Annotated in this window: 19 protein-coding genes and 5 tRNA genes; 8 read left to right on the top strand and 16 right to left on the bottom strand. The window is 73.1% G+C overall.

Annotated elements, in window-relative coordinates; translation table 11 throughout:
• Positions 1 to 13: 13 nt before the first annotated feature.
• Positions 14 to 616, top strand: a complete 603-nt coding sequence (locus V6U88_RS26420; RefSeq protein ID WP_334457038.1) for a TetR/AcrR family transcriptional regulator — start codon at positions 14 to 16, stop codon at positions 614 to 616.
• A gap of 81 nt (positions 617 to 697) precedes the next feature.
• Positions 698 to 2,188, top strand: coding sequence for an MFS transporter (locus V6U88_RS26415; protein WP_334457037.1), 1,491 nt, complete (start codon positions 698 to 700; stop codon positions 2,186 to 2,188).
• A 141-nt stretch (positions 2,189 to 2,329) separates the two neighbouring features.
• Here the strand turns inward: V6U88_RS26415 and V6U88_RS26410 are convergent.
• Positions 2,330 to 2,400 (bottom strand) — tRNA-Cys (locus V6U88_RS26410).
• A 1,010-nt stretch (positions 2,401 to 3,410) separates the two neighbouring features.
• Between V6U88_RS26410 and V6U88_RS26405 the strand changes: the two genes are divergently transcribed.
• The gene (locus tag V6U88_RS26405) at positions 3,411 to 4,358 is read left to right on the top strand and encodes a hypothetical protein (RefSeq protein ID WP_334457036.1); all 948 of its coding nucleotides are present in this window, start codon (positions 3,411 to 3,413) and stop codon (positions 4,356 to 4,358) included.
• 260 nt (positions 4,359 to 4,618) lie between these two features.
• On the opposite strand, the gene V6U88_RS26400 is transcribed toward V6U88_RS26405, so the two are convergent.
• The 5 genes from V6U88_RS26400 to V6U88_RS26380 all read right to left on the bottom strand — a co-directional run bounded on the left by V6U88_RS26400 (position 4,619) and on the right by V6U88_RS26380 (position 6,435).
• Positions 4,619 to 4,691 (bottom strand) — tRNA-Arg (locus tag V6U88_RS26400).
• Between the two features lie 39 nt (positions 4,692 to 4,730).
• The gene (locus V6U88_RS26395; RefSeq protein WP_334457034.1) at positions 4,731 to 5,930 is read right to left on the bottom strand and encodes an RtcB family protein; all 1,200 of its coding nucleotides are present in this window, start codon (positions 5,928 to 5,930) and stop codon (positions 4,731 to 4,733) included.
• Between the two features lie 143 nt (positions 5,931 to 6,073).
• Positions 6,074 to 6,145, bottom strand: a tRNA-Gly gene (locus tag V6U88_RS26390).
• 11 nt (positions 6,146 to 6,156) lie between these two features.
• Positions 6,157 to 6,230: transfer RNA gene (locus V6U88_RS26385), tRNA-Glu, on the bottom strand.
• A gap of 132 nt (positions 6,231 to 6,362) precedes the next feature.
• Positions 6,363 to 6,435: transfer RNA gene (locus tag V6U88_RS26380), tRNA-Trp, on the bottom strand.
• Between the two features lie 356 nt (positions 6,436 to 6,791).
• On the opposite strand from V6U88_RS26380, the gene V6U88_RS26375 reads away from it, so the two are divergent.
• Positions 6,792 to 7,421: a DUF6058 family natural product biosynthesis protein gene (locus V6U88_RS26375; protein WP_334457033.1), complete on the top strand. Its 630-nt coding sequence runs from the start codon at positions 6,792 to 6,794 to the stop codon at positions 7,419 to 7,421.
• Positions 7,422 to 7,579: 158 nt separating this feature from the next.
• Here the strand turns inward: V6U88_RS26375 and V6U88_RS26370 are convergent, their stop codons facing one another.
• Entirely contained in the window at positions 7,580 to 7,993 is a 414-nt protein-coding gene (locus V6U88_RS26370) for a VOC family protein (protein WP_334457032.1), read from the bottom strand.
• Between the two features lie 91 nt (positions 7,994 to 8,084).
• Here V6U88_RS26370 and V6U88_RS26365 point away from each other — a divergent pair, with 91 nt between their 5' ends.
• Together V6U88_RS26365 and V6U88_RS26360 are read left to right on the top strand one after the other, a co-directional pair.
• Positions 8,085 to 9,080, top strand: a complete 996-nt coding sequence (locus tag V6U88_RS26365) for a helix-turn-helix transcriptional regulator (protein ID WP_334457107.1) — start codon at positions 8,085 to 8,087, stop codon at positions 9,078 to 9,080.
• Positions 9,081 to 9,089: 9 nt separating this feature from the next.
• Positions 9,090 to 10,274 (top strand): SPL family radical SAM protein, encoded by a 1,185-nt coding sequence (locus V6U88_RS26360; RefSeq protein WP_334457031.1) that lies wholly within the window; start codon positions 9,090 to 9,092, stop codon positions 10,272 to 10,274.
• 27 nt (positions 10,275 to 10,301) lie between these two features.
• Here the strand turns inward: V6U88_RS26360 and V6U88_RS26355 are convergent, their stop codons facing one another.
• Positions 10,302 to 10,466 (bottom strand): hypothetical protein, encoded by a 165-nt coding sequence (locus V6U88_RS26355; RefSeq protein WP_334457030.1) that lies wholly within the window; start codon positions 10,464 to 10,466, stop codon positions 10,302 to 10,304.
• Positions 10,467 to 10,539: 73 nt separating this feature from the next.
• Between V6U88_RS26355 and V6U88_RS26350 the strand changes: the two genes are divergently transcribed.
• Positions 10,540 to 11,361 (top strand): alpha/beta hydrolase, encoded by an 822-nt coding sequence (locus V6U88_RS26350; protein WP_334457028.1) that lies wholly within the window; start codon positions 10,540 to 10,542, stop codon positions 11,359 to 11,361.
• Between the two features lie 19 nt (positions 11,362 to 11,380).
• Here V6U88_RS26350 and V6U88_RS26345 read toward each other — a convergent pair whose 3' ends face one another.
• The 6 genes from V6U88_RS26345 to V6U88_RS26320 form a co-directional block, all read right to left on the bottom strand.
• Positions 11,381 to 11,881 (bottom strand): DinB family protein, encoded by a 501-nt coding sequence (locus V6U88_RS26345; RefSeq protein ID WP_334457105.1) that lies wholly within the window; start codon positions 11,879 to 11,881, stop codon positions 11,381 to 11,383.
• Positions 11,882 to 12,022: 141 nt separating this feature from the next.
• A complete protein-coding gene (locus V6U88_RS26340; protein ID WP_334457027.1) occupies positions 12,023 to 12,988 on the bottom strand; it encodes a M15 family metallopeptidase in 966 nt (321 codons plus the stop codon).
• Positions 12,985 to 14,247 carry a D-alanyl-D-alanine carboxypeptidase family protein gene (locus V6U88_RS26335; RefSeq protein ID WP_334457026.1) on the bottom strand — a complete coding sequence of 421 codons (1,263 nt, stop codon included), beginning with the start codon at positions 14,245 to 14,247 and terminating at the stop codon, positions 12,985 to 12,987. The genes V6U88_RS26340 and V6U88_RS26335 overlap by 4 nt, the downstream gene beginning before the upstream one ends.
• Before the next feature lie 111 nt (positions 14,248 to 14,358).
• A complete protein-coding gene (locus V6U88_RS26330; protein WP_334457025.1) occupies positions 14,359 to 15,147 on the bottom strand; it encodes a peptidylprolyl isomerase in 789 nt (262 codons plus the stop codon).
• A 73-nt stretch (positions 15,148 to 15,220) separates the two neighbouring features.
• Positions 15,221 to 16,468: a D-alanyl-D-alanine carboxypeptidase family protein gene (locus tag V6U88_RS26325; RefSeq protein ID WP_334457024.1), complete on the bottom strand. Its 1,248-nt coding sequence runs from the start codon at positions 16,466 to 16,468 to the stop codon at positions 15,221 to 15,223.
• 56 nt (positions 16,469 to 16,524) lie between these two features.
• The gene (locus V6U88_RS26320; protein WP_334457023.1) at positions 16,525 to 17,250 is read right to left on the bottom strand and encodes a MerR family transcriptional regulator; all 726 of its coding nucleotides are present in this window, start codon (positions 17,248 to 17,250) and stop codon (positions 16,525 to 16,527) included.
• Positions 17,251 to 17,365: 115 nt separating this feature from the next.
• On the opposite strand from V6U88_RS26320, the gene V6U88_RS26315 reads away from it, so the two are divergent.
• Positions 17,366 to 19,639, top strand: a complete 2,274-nt coding sequence (locus V6U88_RS26315) for an excinuclease ABC subunit UvrA (protein ID WP_334457022.1) — start codon at positions 17,366 to 17,368, stop codon at positions 19,637 to 19,639.
• 33 nt (positions 19,640 to 19,672) lie between these two features.
• On the opposite strand, the gene V6U88_RS26310 is transcribed toward V6U88_RS26315, so the two are convergent.
• Together V6U88_RS26310 and V6U88_RS26305 are read right to left on the bottom strand one after the other, a co-directional pair.
• Positions 19,673 to 19,933, bottom strand: a complete 261-nt coding sequence (locus V6U88_RS26310) for a hypothetical protein (RefSeq protein WP_334457021.1) — start codon at positions 19,931 to 19,933, stop codon at positions 19,673 to 19,675.
• Between the two features lie 184 nt (positions 19,934 to 20,117).
• Complete coding sequence (locus V6U88_RS26305; protein ID WP_334457020.1) at positions 20,118 to 20,525, bottom strand: protein-tyrosine phosphatase family protein; 408 nt, start codon at positions 20,523 to 20,525, stop codon at positions 20,118 to 20,120.
• Positions 20,526 to 21,231 lie beyond the last annotated feature (706 nt).

Genomic DNA, 21,231 nt, shown 5'->3' with positions numbered 1-21,231 from the left:
CTCGGGGAGGATCATGCGCCAGGGAAACATCCCGGCCCAGGCGGGCACCACGGCCTGCGGGGAGCGCCACCCCGAGCTGCTCGACACCGTCCTCACGCTGATCCGCGAGGTCGGCTACGACCGGCTGACCATCGACGCGGTCGCCGCCCGGGCCCGGGTGAGCAAGGCGACCATCTACCGGCACTGGCCCGGCAAGGCCGACCTGGTCGCCGCCGCACTGCGACACCGGCACGTCGGCGTGCACACCCCCGCCGACACCGGTTCGCTCCGCGGCGACCTGCTGGAGCTGCTGCGCACCACCGCCGCGATCTGCACCGCCGACAGGGACCTGATGCAGGCCCTCACCCTCGCCATGCGGACCAGCCCCGAGCTGGAGCACCTGATCCGGCAGCAGGTGATGCCCGCCGGCCGGGTGGCCAGCGTCGCCGTCGTCGTCCGCGCCGCCGCCCGCGGCGAGATCCCCGCCGAGGCCGGCGAGCGGGACCTCTTCCACGACCTCGCCCCGGCCATGGTGTTGTCCCGGATCCTCGCCCACGGCCTTCCCGCCGACGAGGACTTCCTCACCCAGCTCGTCGACCAGGTGCTCGTCCCGGTGCTCCGGTACCGCGCCGACTGACCTTTCGGCCGTCCCGGGTCACGACCGACCCGGCGCGCCCGTCAACCGCAACGCCACACCGACGTCACGGAAGGCTGCACCATGCCCGGTTCCACCCTGACCGCCCCCGGCGCGCCCGACGCCGGGGCGCCGGTCGCGCCACACCCACGGCGCTGGCTGGTCCTCGCGGTCATCGCGATCTCCCAGCTGATGGTCGTGCTCGACGCCACCATCGTGAACATCGCCCTGCCGGAGGCCCAGGCCGACCTCGGCATCTCCGACGCCGACCGGCAGTGGGTGGTCACCGCCTACACCCTGACCTTCGGCGGCCTGCTGCTGCTCGGCGGGCGGATCGCCGACTACTGGGGCCGCAAGCGCACCTTCCTCGTCGGCATGGTCGGCTTCGCCCTGGCCTCCGCCGTCGGCGGCCTGGCCACCACCGGCGGGCTGCTCTTCGCCGCCCGCGCGCTCCAGGGCGCCTTCGGCGCGCTGCTCGCCCCGGCCGCCCTGGCCCTGCTCACCGTGCTCTTCACCGAGGCGAAGGAGCGGGCGAAGGCGTTCGCGGTCTACGGCGCCATCGCCGGCGGCGGGTCCGCCGTCGGCCTGGTGCTCGGCGGCGTGCTCACCCAGTACGTCGACTGGCGCTGGTGCCTGCTGGTCAACATCCCGATCGCCGCGGTCGCCCTGTTCGCCGCCATCCCGCTGGTGCCGGAGAGCCGCGCCCACGGCGACACCCGCTACGACATCCCCGGCGCCGTCGTGGTCACCGCCGGCCTGGTCTCCCTCGTGTACGGCTTCACCAAGGCGGCCGAGGACGGCTGGGACGCCTCCGCCACCATCGGCTTCATCGCCGCCGGGGTGGCGCTGCTCGCGGCCTTCGTGGTGATCGAGCTGCGGTCCAGCCACCCGCTGCTGCCGCTGCGCATCCTGCTGGACCGCAACCGGGGCGGGGCGTACCTCGCCTCCACCCTGATCGGGGCCGGGCTGTTCGGGGCGTTCCTGTTCCTGACCTTCTACTTCCAGCAGACGCTCGGGTACTCGCCGGTCGAGGCCGGCCTCGCGTCGCTGCCCATCACCGCCGGTGTGCTGCTCAGCGCCGGTGCGGCCAGCCAGCTGATGCCCCGGGTCGGGGCGAAGCCGCTGATGGTGACCGGCGCCGCGCTGGCCGCCGCCGCCATGCTGTCGCTGACCCAGATCGACGTGGACAGCTCCTTCCTGGCGCACCTGCTGCCCGCCCAGGTGGTGCTCGGCCTGGGCCTCGGCTTCACCTTCGTGCCGCTGTCCAGCCTCGCGCTGGTCGGCGTCCCCGAACACGACGCCGGGGCGGCCAGCGCCACCCTCAACGCCACCCAGCAGATCGGCGGCTCGCTCGGCACCGCCCTGCTCAACACCTTCTTCACCAGCGCGGTCGCCGCGTACCTGGCCACCCGGGTCCCCGACCAGGCGACGATGGCCCAGGCCGCCGTCCACGGCTACTCCGTGGCGTTCGCCTGGGGCGCCGCGCTGATCCTGCTCTCCGGCCTGGCCACCGTGCTGCTGATCAAGGTCCGCAAGGAGGACCTGGCCACCAGCGGCACCGTGCACATGGGCTGACTGCCCGTACCGTCGCGGCGACCCGGCACGGGTCGCCGCGACGGCGGCGGTCGCCGGACCCGGGGTCGAACCGGGCGGGCCACCGTTATGAGCAGCGGCTGGACCCACGTCCTCCGGCGGTACCACAGTGGACGGCAGTCGAGACCGAGACGGGATTCGAACCCGTGTGTACGGTTTTGCAGACCGCCCCCTGGCCACTCGGGCACTCGGTCGGGTTGGTGGAGCGATGCCTCCGGCTGGACTAGGCTGGCGATATCAGCAGCAGCGTGACCGCAGGCTCGTACGTCATCTCACCCCGGACCTGCCGACAGAGCGTCGCACGTCATTCGTCATCAGCCAAGTTATTCAGCTCCCATGACGCCGTTGCGACATTTAGCCCGCGCCAGCCTGCTCGCCGCGCAGTGCGGAAGCGATGACACAGGCAACAGACAACGTCGCACTTGGCGATTTCCTCCATGAGGCGCGCCATGCTCAGGCCATTCGAAGCCCTTGATATCGAGAATGCCTTAAGCTCACCCTCACGGTGATCGAACTCCATGGCAAAGAAGGGGTACTGGACGCCACAGTCCGCGCAGGGACGCGCCTTCGTCTCAGCAATCAGCTCGGCGCGTTCCCTGCGACGCTTCGCGTTGCGCTCGCGATAGACATCTCTGTTCTCCTCCTACCATCGACGCTTGGCCGCCTGGGCAGCTGCACTATTTCTTCCCACGCCTGTGCCACGGTTCCAGCCTCTTCCCTTGAAGTGGGAGATGTCGAGGTGCAGAGACTCTGCCCTGGCCTTGAACGACGCAAACGAGTTTCCACTCGGACTTACCCCAAGCCGCAGGGCAACTTGGCGCCAGGAACTCACCGCCGCGACCGCAGCCCTCAAGTCATCGTCACTCCAACGGGGCTTAACACCAGGCATGCCTGCTCCAAGCGAGGGATCGGGCCTCAAATTGAGGATTAAGCGTCACGTCTTGTTGATTGACGACCCGGAGATTTTAGCGGGGATCGAGGGATATGTCTGTCCCAGGTTTGCCGTAGGAGAAAGTCTTGCCCACGCAGCGAGGCGAGGTCGTCCAGGCCCGCGGTGCCCCCCATGGCGGCCTGGCACACTTCGACACGAGAGGTGCCGCTGCTCGCACCTATCGACTGCCGCTCCCGTCCCTATACGTGACCGGCGAGTGCGATGCCGCACCGGCGGAGGATGGGTTGCGTCCGACTTGTAACCTCGGCCACCATGAACGGCGCACTGGCCCTACTGGCCTTCCTCAGCGTGCCGGTGTACGCGAGCCTCGCGTTCGTCTTCTTGCGCCAGGTAGGCATAGCGCTAGCCTTCTGCACACCCCTGCGAGACTGGTATCGGATGTGGGCGGTACCCAAGGGAGACTTCCGATCTCTCATCTCCCTGCCGCTACTGTCAGCGGGCGCCGGCGTTGGCGGGGGTATCGGCGTGAACGTCGTCACCGATGCGGATATGGCGCCGTGGTGGGAGGCCGGGGTGCTAGCGGTCGCACTCGGCGTCCTGGCGCCGCCCTTCTTCGGAGTGCTGGCGGCGATCGAGCAGCGACCTGTGTCGCCCGCTCGTCGGCTGGCCTGGCGTCTCTCTGCGGTCTCGGCGGAGCTGGATGCTCCATTCCCACCCGTCGGCCACCTGTCCCACCTGCGAGCGGAAGTGGACCGGTACAGCCGGGTCGCGGACCGCCTGGTTGACCATCGCCTTTTACTCGGTCCTCGCCATCTCGCGGGAGACGCGTCCAAGTTTTCTTCCGAATTCAAAGAGGTTCTCCGAGAGGCTGGCGGCACCGTCGGGTGGGCCGTCATCGCCCTCCTGACGGCGTCGCCCCTGGCCTGGCCGCTCATCGCCTTGGTTAACTACTCGCAGGGGCGGCGACCTCACCCCGCCTTGTTACTGGCACCCGCCCTCTTGGTGGTGATCGTGGTGGGCACCGCAGTCCTCGCCAGGATCAATGACCACACCCGTCGGCGCCGCTTTGGCAGCTACTTGAGGGTCCAGTGCGGACAGATTCTGCTGCAGGTCGATCGCCTGTCGAGGCGTTACCCGGAAGACCGCGACCTTCGGGTCACCCGTTCCCTCGGCAAAGCACGATCTGCGGCTGCACCACCAACCCTGATCCGGCCCGCGCGGCTGCGAACTCGTCCAGTGCGGTCGTCGCAGCGTCCATAACGCTGGCCTGATCGCTGGACATCGAGCGCCGTAGCCAGACTGCGGACCGCTGGACCCAGGGCAGTCCCCTGCTGGCGTTGCTAGTCCTGCCGGCCCATCTGGCGCGTCCATGGGCAGGATGTTGTGTCTGCGGCCGATGGTCTAGGTGTTCTGTCCACCCAACGCATGAACTCTGATAGGCAGGTCTGCCGCAGGGAGGCGATGACGCAGGTGATCGGCGTCTTTTCGGCCACCGTAGCCGCCGGTGCGGATACGGACCGTGCCCCGACCAGGATTCGAACCTGGACTCTTCGGTTTCGTAGACCGACGCGCTCTCCGCTGCGCCACCGGGGCGTACGACCGGCATCCACCCCCCGCGGACGCCGGTCGTGCCTAACCCTTCACGCAGACCACCTGCTTGAGGTGCGCCACCACCTCGACCAGGTCGTCCTGCTGCGCCATCACCTCGGTGATGTCCTTGTACGCGCCGGGGATCTCGTCGACCACCCCGGCGTCCTTGCGGCACTCCACCCCGGCGGTCTGCTCGACCAGGTCGGCGGTGCTGAACGTCCGCTTCGCCTGCCCCCGCGACATCCGCCGCCCCGCGCCGTGCGACGCCGAGCAGTACGCGTCCGGGTTGCCCTTGCCGCGCACGATGTACGAGCCGGTGCCCATCGACCCCGGGATGATGCCCAGGTCCCCCCGACCGGCCCGGATCGCGCCCTTGCGGGTCACCAGCACGTCCACCCCGTCGTAGCTCTCCTCCGCCACGTAGTTGTGGTGGCAGCTGATCGGCTCCCCGTACGCGACCTGCGGGAACTGCTCGCGGACCACGCCGCAGAGCAGCGCCAGCATGACCGCCCGGTTGCGTCGCGCGTACTCCTGCGCCCACCACAGGTCCCGGCGGTACGCGTCCATCTCCGGGGTGCCGGCGAGGAACACCGCCAGGTCGCGGTCGGGCAGGTCGGTGTTGTGCGGCAGCTTCCGCGCCACCCCGATGTGCCGCTCGGCGAGTTCCTTGCCGATGTTGCGGGAGCCGGAGTGCAGCATCAGCCAGACCTGGCCGGCGTCCGGCCCGCCCTGCTCGACGCAGACCTCGATGAAGTGGTTGCCCCCACCGAGGGTGCCCATCTGGTGCTGGGCCCGGCTCTCCAGCTGCGCCACCCGGCGGTCCAGCTCACCGAACCGCTTCCAGAAGGCGTCCCAGCCGGCCTGCTCGAGGCCCCGGATCCGGCGCGGGTCGACCGGGTCGTCCCGCTTGGCGAAGCCGACCGGGACGGCCGCCTCGATCGCCGCGCGCAGCGGTGCCAGGTCGTCCGGCAGGTCGGCCGCGGTGAGCGAGGTACGCACCGCGGACATCCCGCAACCGATGTCCACGCCGACCGCGGCGGGCGAGACGGCCTGCCGCATCGCGATGACGGAGCCGACGGTGGCGCCCTTGCCGAAGTGCACGTCGGGCATGACCGCGACGCCCTGCACCCAGGGCAGCGCACCGATGTTGCGCAGCTGCTGCGCGGCCTGCGGCTCGATGCCGTACGGGTCGGTCCAGACCCGTACCGGCGCCCGGGTGCCCGGCAGCGGGGTGAATGCCATCGTCTTCTCCTGGTGTCGTGGGATGCCGCCCCGGGGCGGGGCGGCGGAAGGCTCGTGGACCGCCCGGGAATCGAACCCGGCGGGAGTGGCTTGCAAGGCCTCTCTGCGCCCCAGCGCGCAGCCCGTGAGGTGGGAGTGTTCCGAGCGGCTGGCCGGGTTCGAACCGGCGATCTTCGCCTTGGCAAGGCGACGCGCTACCACTGCGCCACAACCGCATGTCACTGCGTAGGCCGTACGGGGCTCGAACCCGTAACCTCCCGGTCGAGAACCGGGTGAGCTGCCAGCTTGCTCCAACGGCCCGTGCGGGGTGGTGGTGCCACCCCGTGTCGTACCCCCGGCCGACGCGCTCGCGGCGCCGGCCGGGGTCGTACTCATGCCATCCACTGTGGAGTTGAGAAGCAGCGAGGTCGCCGGCGGTGCCGGGACATGACGCAGGGGTGACAGGACTCGAACCTGCAACCGTCGGGTTTGGAATCCGGTGCTCTGCCAGTTGAACTACACCCCTCGGGCGGGTGCCGGGTGACGAAAAAGCCGCCCGGTCCCCGGTGGGGTGGGCGGCTGCGCTGTCGCGCTGGCGCTATCCGCGCCGCCACCCTCGTCGCCAGCCACACCGGCCCTGGAGCAGGCCCCGGGCTCGTTCGCCCGCGGGCAGCATGGCACCGCCGCGCGGCATGGACCGCGTGGTTTCGGTGCTGTTCTGCTGCTGCACGGTGGGCTCCCCGGCTTGATCGGCGTGACGTTGCGGTATTGACGGTAGGCGAGGCGTCCGGGTGCCCGCAACGGATATTCCGAGGATCCTTCGGTGATCGCCGAAGGATTCCGCCGCTACCGTCGCAGCCCGGTGCGAGGGAGGAGACGTCGATGGGGTTGGCGGAGCGGGTGGCGCAACGCTTCCGGGAGGTCAACGGGGACCATCCGATGACGGCGGCCGACGACGCGTACGTCGACGCGCAGTTCGTGGTCCTCGAGGAGCTCTGCGCGGCGCACGGGCGTGACGTCGACGCCGTACGCCGGCTGATGCTGGACCGGCGGTTGCCGCTGCCGGGCTACCTGCGCTCGGACGGCGCGCAGATGGTGCCGGCCGACCTGTTCTCGCTGGCCGACCGGGCGGGCGGGCCGGAGGCGCTGCGGGCCTGGTTCACCGCGCACTGGGCGGACGCGGCGCAGGGCGCGGCGGAGTGGGACGCCTACCTCAGCGGCCAGTACGTGTGCCTGCGGTCGGTGACGCCGGAGACGATCCGGCGCAAGGACGAGCTGACCGCGGCGATCCGCGCGGCGGTGGACCGGCCGGAGCCCGGCGCGGGGTGGGCGCGACGGTTGCACGCGCTGGTGGACGAGTTGGACGGGCTGGAGCCGGCCTTCACCGGCTACGACCGGCTGCGCTTCGGCGGCCCGACCTCCCGGGACAGCTGCATCGACGCGGTACGGGCGCGCTTTCCCCGTCCACCGGCCGCCGGGTGCGCACCCGGCCCGGCCGGTTCAGCGGGGTGACCGCCGTGCGCAGCTGCGCGGGGGTCAGATCGGTCCGGTCGGCGAGTTCCCACAGCGGGCCTCCGAATGGTGGACGAGCAGGTCCCGCAGGTCGGCGGGGAGGGCCGGGTTTCGGGCCAACCCGGCCAGCGCCTCGTCAGCCACCCGTCATCCCTTCGTCATGATCGCTTGGAGAGCATCTCAAGGTAGTGCGGGTTGGTCATCACGCCCAGCACGTTGCCGAACGGGTCCACCACGGACGCCGTGACGAACCCGGCACCCCGCTCGCGGATCGGGTCGTGCTCGCGGGCGCCGGCCGCCAGCAACCGGGCCACGGTGGCCGGCAGGTCGTCGACGTGCCAGTAGACGATCGCCCCGGCCGGGCCGGTGGTCGCGCCGGGCGGGGCGTACCGGCTGTCGATCAGGCCGAGTTCGTGCTGGTGGTCACCGAGGCGGAACTCGTAGTACCCGGGCCGCCCGTCGGCGCCGGCCCGCTCGAAGTACGGCTCGACGCCGAGCAGGTCGGCGTACCAGGTCTTCGCGGCCGGCAGGTCGTCGGCCCAGAAGCTGACGGTGGCGATGCCTCGCAACATGGTGGTTCCTCTCCTCGATCGGTTCCTCGCCACGCACGCTACGGTCGATTGCGGAAGGTGCGGTTCCGCGATGGCGGGCAGACTGTCCGGCATGGTGGAGACCTCGGTGCGGTTGCTGCGGTTGCTGTCGCTGCTCCAGTCGGGGCGGGACTGGCCCGGCGGCGAGCTCGCCGCCCGGCTGGGCGTGACCACCCGGACGGTGCGCGCGGACATGGAGCGGCTGCGCGCCCTCGGCTACCGGGTCGACTCGCGTCCGGGCGCGGCGGGCGGCTACCGGCTGGGGCGGGGCAGCGCCCTGCCGCCGCTGCTGCTCGACGACGAGGAGGCGGTGGCGGTCGCCGTCGGCCTGCGGGCCGCCGCGGCGGGCACCGTCACCGGCATCGAGGAGACCTCGCTGCGGGCGCTGGCCAAGCTGGAGCAGTCGCTGCCGTCGCGGCTGCGGCACCGGGTGGACGCGCTACGGGCGGCCACGGTCTCGGCGGCCGGGGGCGGTCCGACGGTGCCGGTGGCGACGCTGACCGACATCGCCGCGGCGATCCACCGGCGGGAGCGGCTGCGCTTCGACTACGTCCGCCGTGACGGCGCCGACAGCCGGCGGGAGGTGGAGCCGCACCGGCTGGTCTACACCGGACACCGCTGGTACCTGCTGGCCTGGGACCCGCAGCGGGCGGACTGGCGGACGTTCCGCGCGGACCGGGTCCGCCCGCGGTCGCCGAACGGCCCGCGTTTCGCGCCCCGGGAGGTGCCCGAGGCCGAGGTCGACTGGCGGGTGCGGCGGGGCGTCGGCTCCGTCGCGTGGCGGCACCCCGCACGGGTACGGCTGCACGCGCCCGCGGCCGTGGTCGCCGGGCTGCTCACCCCCACGGCCGGCCTGTTGGAGCCGCTCGACGAGGAGACCTGCCTGCTGGAGACGGGCGGCAACTCGCTGCACGACCTGGCCGGCTTCCTGGGCAGCCTGGACGTCGGGTTCGAGGTGCTCGACCCGCCGGAGCTGCGTGACCTGCTCGCCACCCTCGCCGCCCGCTACGCGGCGGCGGCGTCGGACCGGTCGGGCCGCCCGCCGTTGGTTCCGCCCCGGAACGGGTAACCGGCCCGGATGCAGCCGGACAGCGTGGACGTCGACGAGCCGCTGGCGGTGGACGTACCCCCGGCTCCGCACGACGCGAGCGGCGAGCAGGTGCCGATCCGCGACCTGGCGGGGCTGGCCCCGCCGCCCCGGCCGGCGCGGCGGTGGACGCCTCGGCGGGTGGTGGCCACCCCCGCGGCGCTGGAGCATCCGCACGGGCGGCGGATCGTCGGGCGGGTCGAGGCGCTGGGCATCGAGGTGGAGCGGTTGCGCGCGAACCGGCTGACCGGCCTGCGCGGGGAGACCGAGCGGGAGACGTACGCCCGGGCCAAGTCGACCATGGCGATCGTGGTCAGCCCGCCGTCGCGCCGTCGGCTGCAACCGATCGCGCCCAGCGCGGACTGGCGGGTGGACCTGGCCGAGGGCTGCCCGGCGCACTGCCAGTACTGCTACCTGGCCGGGTCGCTCTCCGGCCCGCCGGTGACCCGGGTGTACGCCGACCTCGACGACATCCTCGACGGGCTCGCCGACTACGCCGGCCGGGGCACGGTGACCAGCCGGAACGTCCGGCGCGCCGAGGAGGGCACCACGTTCGAGGCGTCCTGCTACACCGATCCGCTGGCCCTGGAGCATCTCACCGGCAGTTGGCGGCGGGCGGTGGAGCACTTCGCCGGCTGGGACGCCTCGGTGCAGTTGCGCTGGACCACCAAGTACGACGACGTGGGCACCTTCGTCGGGCTGCCGCACGCCGGGCGGACCCGGGTGCGGTTCAGCGTGAACTGCCTGCCGGTGAGCACCCGGTTCGAGGGCGGTACGAGCCCGGTGCCGGCCCGGCTGGCGGCGCTGCGCCGGCTCGCGCTCGACGGATATCCGGTGGGGTTGACCATCGCGCCGATCATCGCGCTGCCGGACTGGCGGACCCACTACGGCGAGCTGCTGGACCTGGTCGTCGACGCGGTGGCGGGCGTGCCGGGGCTGGACCTGACCGCGGAACTGATCACGCACCGGTTCACGCCGGGCAGCCGGGAGGTGCTGCTCGGCTGGTACCCGCGTACGAGGTTGGAGATGGACGAGGCGAGCCGCAGCCGCAAGCACGGGAAGTTCGGGGCGGTGAAGTTCGTCTACCCGCGCGAGACGATGGCGGAGCTGCGCTCCTGGTTCACCGCCGAGCTGGCCGCCCGGGTGCCGTCCTGCCGGATCCTCTACTGGACCTGACGCCTGGCACCAGCGGGGGCGGCCGGCTCAGCGGACGATCTTGAATGGGAACCTCGGGGTGTTCAGGCTGCCCATCAGCCGCAGCCAGACCGGCAGCAGCATCTCGGTGCCCCGAACTCCGCCGCCGAGGCCCTCGTCGCGGCCACCTGCGCGCCGCGTCCAGCCGACTGACCGGGCTTCGCCGACCTCCACCGGGCCGACGCCCCCGGCACGCCGTCGGCAGGGGCGGTGGAATGGACAGCAGCGGCGCGTAGCATCCACGCCCATGGCGCGGATCCGCTGTGACTTCTTCTCCGAGGCGCTGGGCATGGGGACGTCGATGACGGTGCTCCTGCCGGAGCGCGGCTCGACGCAGATCGGCATGGCCGGCGCCGCCCCGGCCGGCGATCCGCCGGTGCTCTACCTCCTGCACGGCCTGACCGACGACGACACCATCTGGACCCGGCGCACCGCGATCGAGCGGTACGTCGCGCCGCTGGGCCTGGCCGTGGTGATGCCCCAGGCGGGGCGGAGCTTCTACACCGACGAGGAGCACGGCAACCGGTACTGGACGTTCCTCAGCGAGGAACTGCCGCAGGTGTGCCGGTCCTTCTTCCGGCTCTCCGAGCGCCGGGAGGACACCTTCGTGGCCGGCCTGTCGATGGGTGGCTACGGCGCGGTGAAGTGGGCGCTGCGCCGACCGGACCGGTTCGCCGCCGCCGCGAGCCTCTCCGGCGCGCTGGACGTGGTCAACCGCCGGGACCACCCGACCAGGCCGGTCGACCGGGCCGTCTGGCACACCGTCTGGGGTGAGCGGGATGCGCCGGGCAGCGACGACGACACGGTCGCGCTGCTCGACCGGGTCGGCGGCGACGTGCCCGCGCTCTACGTCGCCTGCGGCACGGAGGACTTCCTCTACGAGGACAACGTGCGCTTCGTCGAGGCGGCGCGAGCGCGCGACGTCCCGGTGACCGTGGACTACTCCCCCGGCGATCACGACTGGGCGTACTGGGACGAGAAGATCCGTGACGTGCTGGCCTGGCTGCCGCTGGCCGGCGCGCGACCCGACGGCGGCGAGGCCCCTGCGCCGGGCAGCGCCCGCCACTGAGCCGGGTACGGCCGCGCGGTCAGACCCCGACGGAACCGTCGATGCCCTCCCGGAGGAAGTCGGCGTGGCCGTTGTGCCGGGCGTACTCGTGCATCATGTGCAGCATCACCAGCCGCAGTGAGACGTCCTCGCCCCAGCGCGCCTGGTGCCCGGTGACGTCGAGGGACTCGGCCTCCCGCTCGATGCGGCGGGCGTGCTCCACCTCCCGCTGCCACACCTCGAAGGCCTCCGCGCCGGTCGAGCCGGTCGGGTCGTACGCCTCCTGGTAGTCGCCGGTCTCGGACCAGATCAGCGGCACGTCCTCGGCGTCGATCACCCGCCGGAACCAGGCCCGCTCCACCTCCGCCATGTGCCGCAGCAGGCCGAGCAGGGTGAGCGTCGAGGGTGGCATGGACCGGCGGCGCAGTTCCTCGTCGGTCAGGCCCCGGCACTTCATCGCCAGGGTCGCCCGGTGGAAGTCGAGGAACGCGCGCAGCGTCTCCCGCTCCCCGGCGAGCAGGGGCGGGCCGGTCCGTTCCATCTCCACGAAGGCTCCTCCACCGGTGGCGACCCCACGGCGTCGACCTGCCCGCCGAGGGTTGGCAGTGATCATCGCAAGCCTAGCCCCAAATCACCCTGAGGTGATCATGGGGCGGGCGCCGCCGCCGGCCCGCCCGCGTGTTCAGCGCGGCCGCAGCGACGACACCGCCACCGGGAAGTCGAAGTAGGTCTCCGGGTACGGGTCGTCGGCGTGGCGGTAGTGCCACCACTCCCGGTCGTAGTTGACGAACCCGTTCTGCTTCATCAGCCGGCGCAGCAGCTGCCGGTTCTGTCGCGGCGTGCCGGTGACGCGCGGGTCGTCGGTGTGGGCCAGCGAGTCGAAGCAGTCGAAGCCGGTACCCATGTCGACGCCGCCGTCGGCGAAGCGTTGACCGGCCGGCGCGGTGCAGGCCACCAGCGGCTGCCCCGGGCGGTACGTGGCCCGCGGCGGTGCCGGCACCGGCTCCAGGGTCAGGTCCACCGTGCTGCCGCTGCTGTGCGAGGTGGGCGCGCCGATGTAGCCCTCGTCGAAGAGCTTCGACTTGGGCACCTGGGGGTAGAACTCGGCCTTCGTCCGCTGGTCGGCGGGGTCCTTCGCCCAGCGGACGAAGTCGTCGGCCGCCCGCTGGGGTCGGTAGCAGTCGTACACCCGCAGGCTGCGGCCCTGGGCGCGGGCGGCGAGCTGCACCCGGCGCAACGCCTCGGCCGCGGTGCGGGTGAGCAGGCAGAGTGGTTCGGGATAGCCGTCGACGGGCCGGCCGACGAAGTTGTGCGCGGTGGCGTACCGGATGTCCACCGCGATGCTCGGGTCGACCTCGGAGAGGAGCACGAAGTCCGCCGGGGCGGGTGAGCCGCTCGGCGACGGCGTGACCGCGCTGGGCTGCGGCGCCGGGGCGGGCGGCCGCTGGCAGCCGGCGACCGCCGCCACCGCCAGCAGCAGGGCCAGCGTCCGGGCGACCCGCCGCGCCACCCGCGCCGGCACCGCGCCCGGCCGGTCCCGGGCGGGTGTCGCCGGGCCGGCGCGGTCCCGGGCGGCGGGTCTGCCCGCGCCGGTGCGGACCCGGGCGGCGGGTCTGCCCGCGCCGGTGCGGACCCGGGCGGGTGTCACGCCCGACGCCGGGCGGCGGCCCGCCGGCGACGCCGTCCGATCAGCACGCCCGCGACCGCCACGGCGAGCAGCGCCGACGCCGCCCCGGCCAGCGGCCCGGTCCGCGTCCACCGGTCTTCGAGCGGGTCCACCCGGGCCGCTCCGCCCGCCTCGGCCAGCGCGGGCGGGGTGGCGGTGGGCGAGGCGGACGGTGGCGAGGCCAGCTCGCCGGGGCGTACCAGCCGGCCGACGGCGGCATCGCGGGGCAGCGAGAAGCCCCAGTCCAGGAGGGCAGCGCCCTGCTCCCAGCCGCGCCGCTCGGTCGCCTCCGCGCCGAGCAGGGTCACCACCAGCCGCCGGCCGTTGCGCTCGGCGGCGCCGACGTAGGTGTGCCGGGCCAGGTCGGTGTAGCCGGTCTTGCCGCCCAGCGCCCCCGGATAGCGGTAGAGCAGCTGGTTGTCGTTCTGGATCTGGAACGCCTTCTCGCGCAGCGCCGGCTGCGCCGGGACGACCGCCTCCAGGGTGGCGTCGTAGCGGCGGAAGGCGGGGTCGGCGAAGCAGGCGCGGGCGATCAGCGCCAGGTCGTAGGCGCTGGTGAACTGGCCCGGCCCGTCCAGCCCGGACGGGGTCACCGCGTGGGTCTGCAACGCCCCGAGGCGCTGGGCCTCGGCGTTCATCGCCCGGACGCCGCCGGCCTGTCCGTCGGGGCCGCCGCCGAGCCGGGCCAGGGCGTTGGCCGCCTCGTTGCCGGACTTGAGCAGCAGCCCCAGCCAGATCGTCTCGATCCGGTAGCGACCGCCCTCGACCAGCCCCATCGCCGAGCTGCCCGGCTCGACGTCCAGGTCCTCCGGGGTCACGGTGACCACCCGCTCCGGGTCCAGCTTCGGCAGCATGGCAGCGGCGAGCAGCAGCTTCTGCACGCTGGCCGGGGTGGCGTACTCGTGCGGGCCGCAACCGCCGAGCACGGCGCCGCTGTCCAGGTCCGCGACCAGCCAGGAGGTCGCCGGTACGGCCGGCGGCGCGGGCGCCCGGGCGGGTCGCACCAGGCCGGCGGTGGCCAGGGCGGCCCCACCGACGGCGCGCTGCGCGGGATCCGCCGGGGGTGGCGCGGGTCGCGGTGGCCGGGACACCGACGGTACGGGTGGGCAGGGGCCGGTGGTGATCGCACCGGTCCCGGTGGCGGCGGTGGCCGGGCCCGCGGGGGCGGCCACGGCCGGTGTCCCCGCCGGCGACAGCAGGACGGCGGCGAGGGCGGCGACGATCCGAATGCAAGCTCTCACTCTCCGAAACGGTAGTGAGACACTGCGGCCCGGTCCGCCGATCCGGGGAATCACCGCCGGCGGGGCGGACCGGGCCGCTAGAGTCGCGGCCCGGCCGCCGACCCGCTCGCGTCAGTGCCGCCGGGTGACCTTGCAGATCTCCACCGGCTCGGCCGGTGCGCCGTCGACCGGTGCCGGGTCCTCCGGGGTGGGCGCGATCCCGGCCGCGGCGATCCGGTCGAGCGTGGCGAGACCGGCCTCGTCGACCGAGCCGAAGACGGTGTAGTTGGGCCGCAGCGCCGAGTCGGCCTGCACCAGGAAGAACTGGCTGCCGTTGGTGTCCGGCCCGGCGTTGGCCATGGCAAGGGTGCCCCGGGCATAGAGCCGGCGGACCCCGGTCGGGTCGGTCGGCGCGGGCGGCAGGTCGGTGGGCAGCTCGTCGGCGTACCGGTAGCCGGGGCCGCCCGAGCCGGTGCCGGAGGGGTCACCGCACTGGAGCACCTTCAGCGTCGGGTACGCGGTCAGCCGGTGGCAGGGCGTGCGGTCGTAGAAGCGGTGCCGGGCCAGGTGCAGGAAGCTCTGCACGGTGCACGGGGCCTGCTCGCGGTCCAGGGTCAGCCCGATCGCGCCCTGGTTGGTGCGCAGGGTGACCCGGACGGTGCCCCGGTCCGGCGTCCGCCGGGGGTCCGGGGGCAGCGGCACCGGCCGGGCCGCCGGCTCGTCGGGCGTCTCGGTGTACGCGCACGGCCCGTTGGTCGTCCGCGGCGGCGCGGACGCGTCGGTGCCCGGTGCGGCGACCGCGGCGGTGCCGCCGGCGACGACCAGCGCGGCCGAGGCCAGCGTCACGCCGGCGATGCGGCGCAGCGCCGGGGCCACGGGCAGCCGCGGCGGGGTGGCGTGCGGTCGGGGTTCGCTCGACACGTGGGTCCTCCCTGGACTCGTGGTACCAGAAAGACCGGAGTCTATGGAGGTGTCGGCCGGTTGTCGACGCCGGTCAATCCCATCGGACCGCGCGGCGGCGCGGCCGGCAGCGACGCCGCCCGAGGGCCAGCAGTGCGGCGAGCAGCCCGACCAGTCCCGCCGAGCCGCCGACCACGGCGCCGCCGAGCCACTCCGGGGCACCGCCGGACGGCCGGCCGGCCGCCAGGGGCGCCCCGGCGTCCGGGGCCGCCGACGGGTTCGGGGCCGCGTCGTCCGCGGTGACCTCGCCCGGCTCCACCAGCCGGCCCACCGAGGAGTCCGGCGGCAGCGAGAAGCCCCAGTCGAGCAACCGCGCCCCCTGCTCCCAGGCCCGTACCGGCCGTCGTTCGGCGTTGAGCAGGGTGACCACCAGCCGCCGGCCGTTGCGCTCGGCCGCGCCGACGTAGGTGTGCCGGGCCAGGTCGGTGAAGCCGGTCTTGCCGCCGAGCGCCCCCGGGTACTCGTAGATCAGGGGGTTCTCGTTCTGGATCTGGAAGCCGGGCTTGCGCAGGGCCGGCTGGGCGGGAATCCGGGCCCGCTCGGTGAGCGCGTACCGCAGGAAGGTGGGGTTGTCGAAGCAGACCCGGGCGATCAGCGCCAGGTCGTACGCGCTGGTGAACTGGCCCGGCCCGTCCAGGCCGGAGGGGGTCACCGCGTGGGTCTGCAGGGCGCCGAGCCGGCGCGCCTCGGCGTTCATCTCCCGTACCCCGGCCTGCGCGCTGCCGGCGCCGAGCCGGGCCAGCAGGTTCGCCGCCTCGTTGCCGGACTGGAGCAGCAGCCCCAGCCAGACGGTCTCCACCGGGTACCGGCCGCCCTCCAGCAGCCCGACGGCGGAGCTGCCCGGCTCGATGTCCAGGTCGGCCCGGGTCACCGTGACCACCTGCTTCGGGTCCAGCTTCGGCAGCATGGTGGCGGCGAGCAGCAGCTTCTGCACGCTGGCCGGGGTGGCGTACTCGTGCGGGCCGCAACCGCCGAGCACCGCCCCGCTGTCCAGGTCCGCGACCAGCCAGGAGGTCGCGGTCACCGGCGGCGGCGCGGGTGTGCCGGGCGGGACGACCAGCCCCGGGGTCGCCAGGGCCTCCCCGCCCACCGCGCGCTGCGCGGGCACCGGTTCCGGTGGCGTCGGGCGGGGCGGGCGGGTCACCGCCGGTGCCGGCAGCTTCGGGCAGGGCGCGGTCACGGTGGGGGCGAGGGCCGCCGGCGGCGCGGCGTACGCCGGCACGGCCGTGGTGGTGCCGAGGAGTACGGCGACGGTGGCGGTGGCCAGGACCCGGGCTCTCATGGTCAGGCACCATACCGAGCGCCCCGCGGGTGACCGGCGCGGCTCACTGGGGGCGGTCAGCCGGGACCGGCGAGCCCGATCTCGGCGAGGTAGTCGTACAGGGTGGCCGAGGCGCGCAGCCGCCGCAGGCTGCGCCGGTGCAACTCCTGCTCGCGCCGGGCCAGCTCGGCGTGGACCCGCTGGGGGCGGCCGGTGGTGCGCATCTCGTCGAGGACGGCGGTCACGATCTCGAACGGGTAGCCGCCCCGGCGCAGCAGGGCGACGACCTGCGCGGCACGCAGCTCCGCCGCGTCGTACAGCCGGTATTTCGTGCCCGCCTCGCGGGCCGGCCGCAGCAGCCCCCGCTCCTCCCACAGCCGCAGCTGGGAGGTGCGGACGCCGACCAGGTCGGCGACCTCGCCGATCCGCGCGCCCCGGCGGGGCGCGGGCACCACGACCGGCGGGCTGACCACCACCGTTTCGAAGGCGCCGAGGACCCGACGGATCTCCGTCCGCTCGCGGTCCAGTTCGGCGTGGCCGGCGTCGAGCGCGGTGAGCACCGCCGCCAGGTCGCGCCGGTGGACCGCGACCATCACCTCCCGGGTACGCGCCCAACCGTGCCCCTCGGCCATCCGGCGCAGCACGGCGAGCGCGCGCACGTGCGCGGCGGTGAGCACCCGGTAGCCGCTCGGGGTGCGGTCGGCCGGTGGCAGGACCCCCTCGTCGAGGTAGTTGCGCACCTGTTGCGCGGAGATCCCGGCGGTCGCCGCGACGTCGACCACCCGCAGCCGCCTCTCCGTCACCGGGTCACCCTAGCGGCTACGACGTCGTTTGAGACTTTGGGCGCCATATCGCACCGCTCTGCTCGGCGAATCTCGCCGAAGCTTTCACACGGACGTCAATGAGACGATCGAATCCATGGAGCAGCGAGGGCGGAACGCCGCCGACAGCCACGACGTCATCGAGGTACGAGGTGCCCGGGAGAACAACCTCACCGGGATTTCCATCGACATCCCCAAGCGCCGGCTGACCGTCTTCACCGGGGTCTCCGGGTCCGGGAAGTCGTCCCTGGTCTTCGGCACCATCGCCGCGGAGTCGCAGCGCCTGATCAACGAGACGTACAGCGCCTTCCTGCAGAGCTTCATGCCGAGCCTCAGCCGCCCGGACGTGGACGCGCTGCGCAACCTGAGCGCGGCGATCGTGGTCGACCAGGAGCGGATGGGCGCCAACTCCCGATCGACGGTCGGCACGGCGACCGACGCGTACGCGATGCTGCGCATCGTGTTCAGCCGGCTCGGGCAGCCGCACGTCGGATCGGCCGGCGCGTTCAGCTTCAACCTCGCCGAGGGGATGTGCCCGACCTGCGAGGGGCTGGGCCGGGTCTCCGACCTGGACGTGGACGCGATGGTCGACGTGGAGCGCTCGCTCAACGACGGGGCGATCCTGGTGCCGAACTTCGCCGTCGACTCGTGGTACTGGCAGACCATCGTCGGCTCCGGCCTCTTCGACCCCGACGTCAAGTTGCAGGACTTCACCCCGCAGCAGTGGCAGGACTTCCTGCACAAGCCCGCCACGAAGATCAAGATGGGCAGCAACAACTGGACGTACGAGGGGCTGGCGGTGAAGGTGCGCCGGCTCTACCTGGCCAAGGACCGCGAGTCGATGCAGCCGCACATCCGGGCGTTCGTGGACCGGGCGGTCACCTTCACCACCTGCGCCGACTGCGGCGGCGCCCGGCTCAACCCGGCGGCGCTCTCCTCCCGGATCGCCGGGCGCAACATCGCCGAGTGCAGCGCCATGCAGATCAGCGACCTGGCCGAGTTCGTCCGCGCGGTGGACGACCCGTCGGTGGCCCCGCTGGTGGCCACCCTGCGCGAGACGCTGGACTCGCTGGTCGAGATCGGCCTGGGCTACCTCAGCCTCGACCGCGAGTCGGCGACCCTCTCCGGGGGCGAGGCGCAACGGGTGAAGATGGTCCGGCACCTGGGCTCCAGCCTCTCCGACGTGACGTACGTCTTCGACGAACCGACCGTCGGACTGCACCCGCACGACATCGCCCGGATGAACGACCTGCTGCTGCGCCTGCGCGACAAGGGCAACACGGTGCTGGTCGTGGAGCACAAGCCGGAGACCATCGCGATCGCCGACCACGTGGTCGACCTCGGCCCCGGTGCCGGGTCGGCCGGCGGCCGGATCTGCTACACCGGCGACGTCGCCGGCCTGCGCCGCTCCGACACCCTCACCGGGCGTCACCTCGACCACCGGGTCACCCTGCGCCACCCGGTACGCCGTCCGACCGGGCAGCTGCCCATCCGCGGCGCCGACCTGCACAACCTGCGCGACGTCGACGTCGACATCCCGCTCGGGGTGCTCACCGTGGTCACCGGGGTCGCCGGCTCGGGCAAGAGCTCGCTGATCCACGGCTCGCTGCCGCGCCGCAGCGGGGTGGTCGTGGTGGACCAGTCCCCCATCCGGGGTTCCCGGCGCAGCAACCCCGCCACCTACACGGGCCTGCTCGACCCCATCCGGACCGCCTTCGCCAAGGCGAACGGGGTCAAGGCGGCCCTGTTCAGCGCGAACTCCGAGGGCGCCTGCCCGACGTGCAAGGGCATCGGGCTGGTCTACACCGACCTGGCGATGATGGCCAGCGTCGCCACGGTCTGCGAACGGTGCGAGGGGCGGCGCTACACCGACGAGGTGCTGACGTACACGCTGCGCGGGAAGAACATCAGCGAGGTCCTCGCGATGTCGGTCACCGAGGCCCGGGAGTTCTTCCCCGGCGGCCAGGCGCGGACCGTGCTGGACCGGCTGGCCGACGTCGGCCTGGGCTACCTGAGCCTGGGCCAGCCCCTGACCACCCTCTCCGGCGGGGAGCGGCAACGGTTGAAGCTGGCCATCCACATGGCCGAGAAGTCGAGCACCTACGTGCTGGACGAGCCCACCACCGGCCTGCACCTGGCCGACGTGGACCAGTTGCTGGCCCTGCTGGACCGGCTGGTCGACGCCGGCAACACGGTGATCGTCATCGAGCACCACCAGGCGGTGATGGCGCACGCCGACTGGATCATCGATCTCGGCCCCGGGGCGGGGCACGACGGCGGTCAGGTCGTGTTCACCGGCACGCCCGCCGACCTGGTCGCCCAAGGTGACACCCTCACCGCCCGCCACCTGCGCGAGTACGTCGGCGGGTAGCGGCTCCGGCCGGTGGTCACCGGCGCACGGCACTCAGCCGGTGGTCACCGGCTCGCCGGCGCTCAGCCGTTGGCCACCGGCACTCCGGCCGGCCCGGTCCCGCCACCGCTGCACCACCAGCACCACCGGACCGACCATCAGCATGCACAGCGCGGCGGTCACCAGGAAGACGTCCAGGAAGAGCGTCGCCAGCACGCTGAGCACCGTCAGCGAGACGGTGGCCCGCCCGACGTGGCCGGGGGTGGACAGCGGTCGGCGGTGCGTACCCCGGTAGGGGGTGACGGGTGCGGCCATGGTGGTACCTGCCTTGCCTGGAGAGCGACCGCGACGGCGACGGTCCCCCGCCGCCGGCCCGGTGCCGCGCCGACCGGGCGCGGCGGATCATGGTGGCCCCGGTGGTACCCGCGTTGAGCTGCGGGAACCCTGGAGTAACCAGTACCACAGCCGGTGCCCGCGCGCCCGGCACGCGCCGACGCGGTCAGCGCAGCCCGCGCAGCCAGCGCCGCTGCCAGGGCGTCTCCACCGCCCGCGGGTGGTACCGCTCGCGTACCCAACCCACCGCCCGGTCCGGCGGAAGGCCGTCCAGGATCGCCAGGGCGGCCAGCGCCGTACCGGTCCGGCCGACGCCGCCCCGGCAGGCCACCTCGACGCGCGCGCCGTCGTGCGCCCGGCGCAGGGTCTCCCCCAGCGCGTCGAGGGCGTCGGCGCGGTCCAGCGGCAACCAGAAATCCGGCCAACGGATCCGGCGGTGCGGCCAGGCCGGTGCCGGGCCCGGGGCCAGGAGCAGGGCGAAGTCGGCGGGCGAGGCGGGATCGCCGATGCGGCGACCGCGCGCGGTCACGCCGCTGGGCAGTACGACCACTCCGGTCGTCTCGGACCAGTCCACCCAGTGATTGTGCGGGAAAGACAACGCCGCCCCCGGCCCTGGTGGGTCGGGGGCGGCGCTGGGGTGTCGGTGTGCAGGTCGCCTCTCGGCGAGTGGCGCGACGCGGCTCCAGCCGAACGGTATTCCGCGAAGGCAATTTAGGTGAGGCCCGGGGACACTGGACACACCGACACCCGAGTCAACAGGCTACCCACCCCAACTGTTCCAACACCCCTTGTGACCGCCACCACTATTGCCCGCTGCGGGACGTGGCCGCCAGTTGCTGGCTGGTCCCCCAAGGAGCGGAGGCGACGAAACGCCGAGCGTCGCCGCCGGCGACCGGTGGAACACCATGGGTGTCTCCGGCAGCGGGAAACACCCATAGCGTTCCACTCGCCGGTGGGGCTGCCCCTCGCGCCCCACTCCGGGCGCCCAGCCGCTCCGGTCACTCCCCTTCCGCGCACTCCCACCGGTCGCCCCCGCTCCGCGTTCCCCGCCCCATCCCTCGTTGATCATGACGTTAGCGGCAGCCAGGGAGATCCACGCCGCCGCTAACTTCATGATCACCGGGGTGTGGGTGGGGGGTGGATATGCCGCTGGCCGGCACCCCCGTGGGGGTGCCGGCCAGCGTGTCGTTTACGTGCGGTCAGTTGTTCCAGTGCTTGGCGACGAGGTCGGCGGCCTGCTGCTCCCACTGGGCGTAGTGGAAGGGGTAGGCCGAGACCTG

Source organism: Micromonospora sp. CPCC 205739 (assembly GCF_036906795.1).
Classification (GTDB): domain Bacteria; phylum Actinomycetota; class Actinomycetes; order Mycobacteriales; family Micromonosporaceae; genus Micromonospora.
Note: the sequence above shows the minus strand (reverse complement) of the source record. Positions and strands in the feature narration are given on the sequence as shown.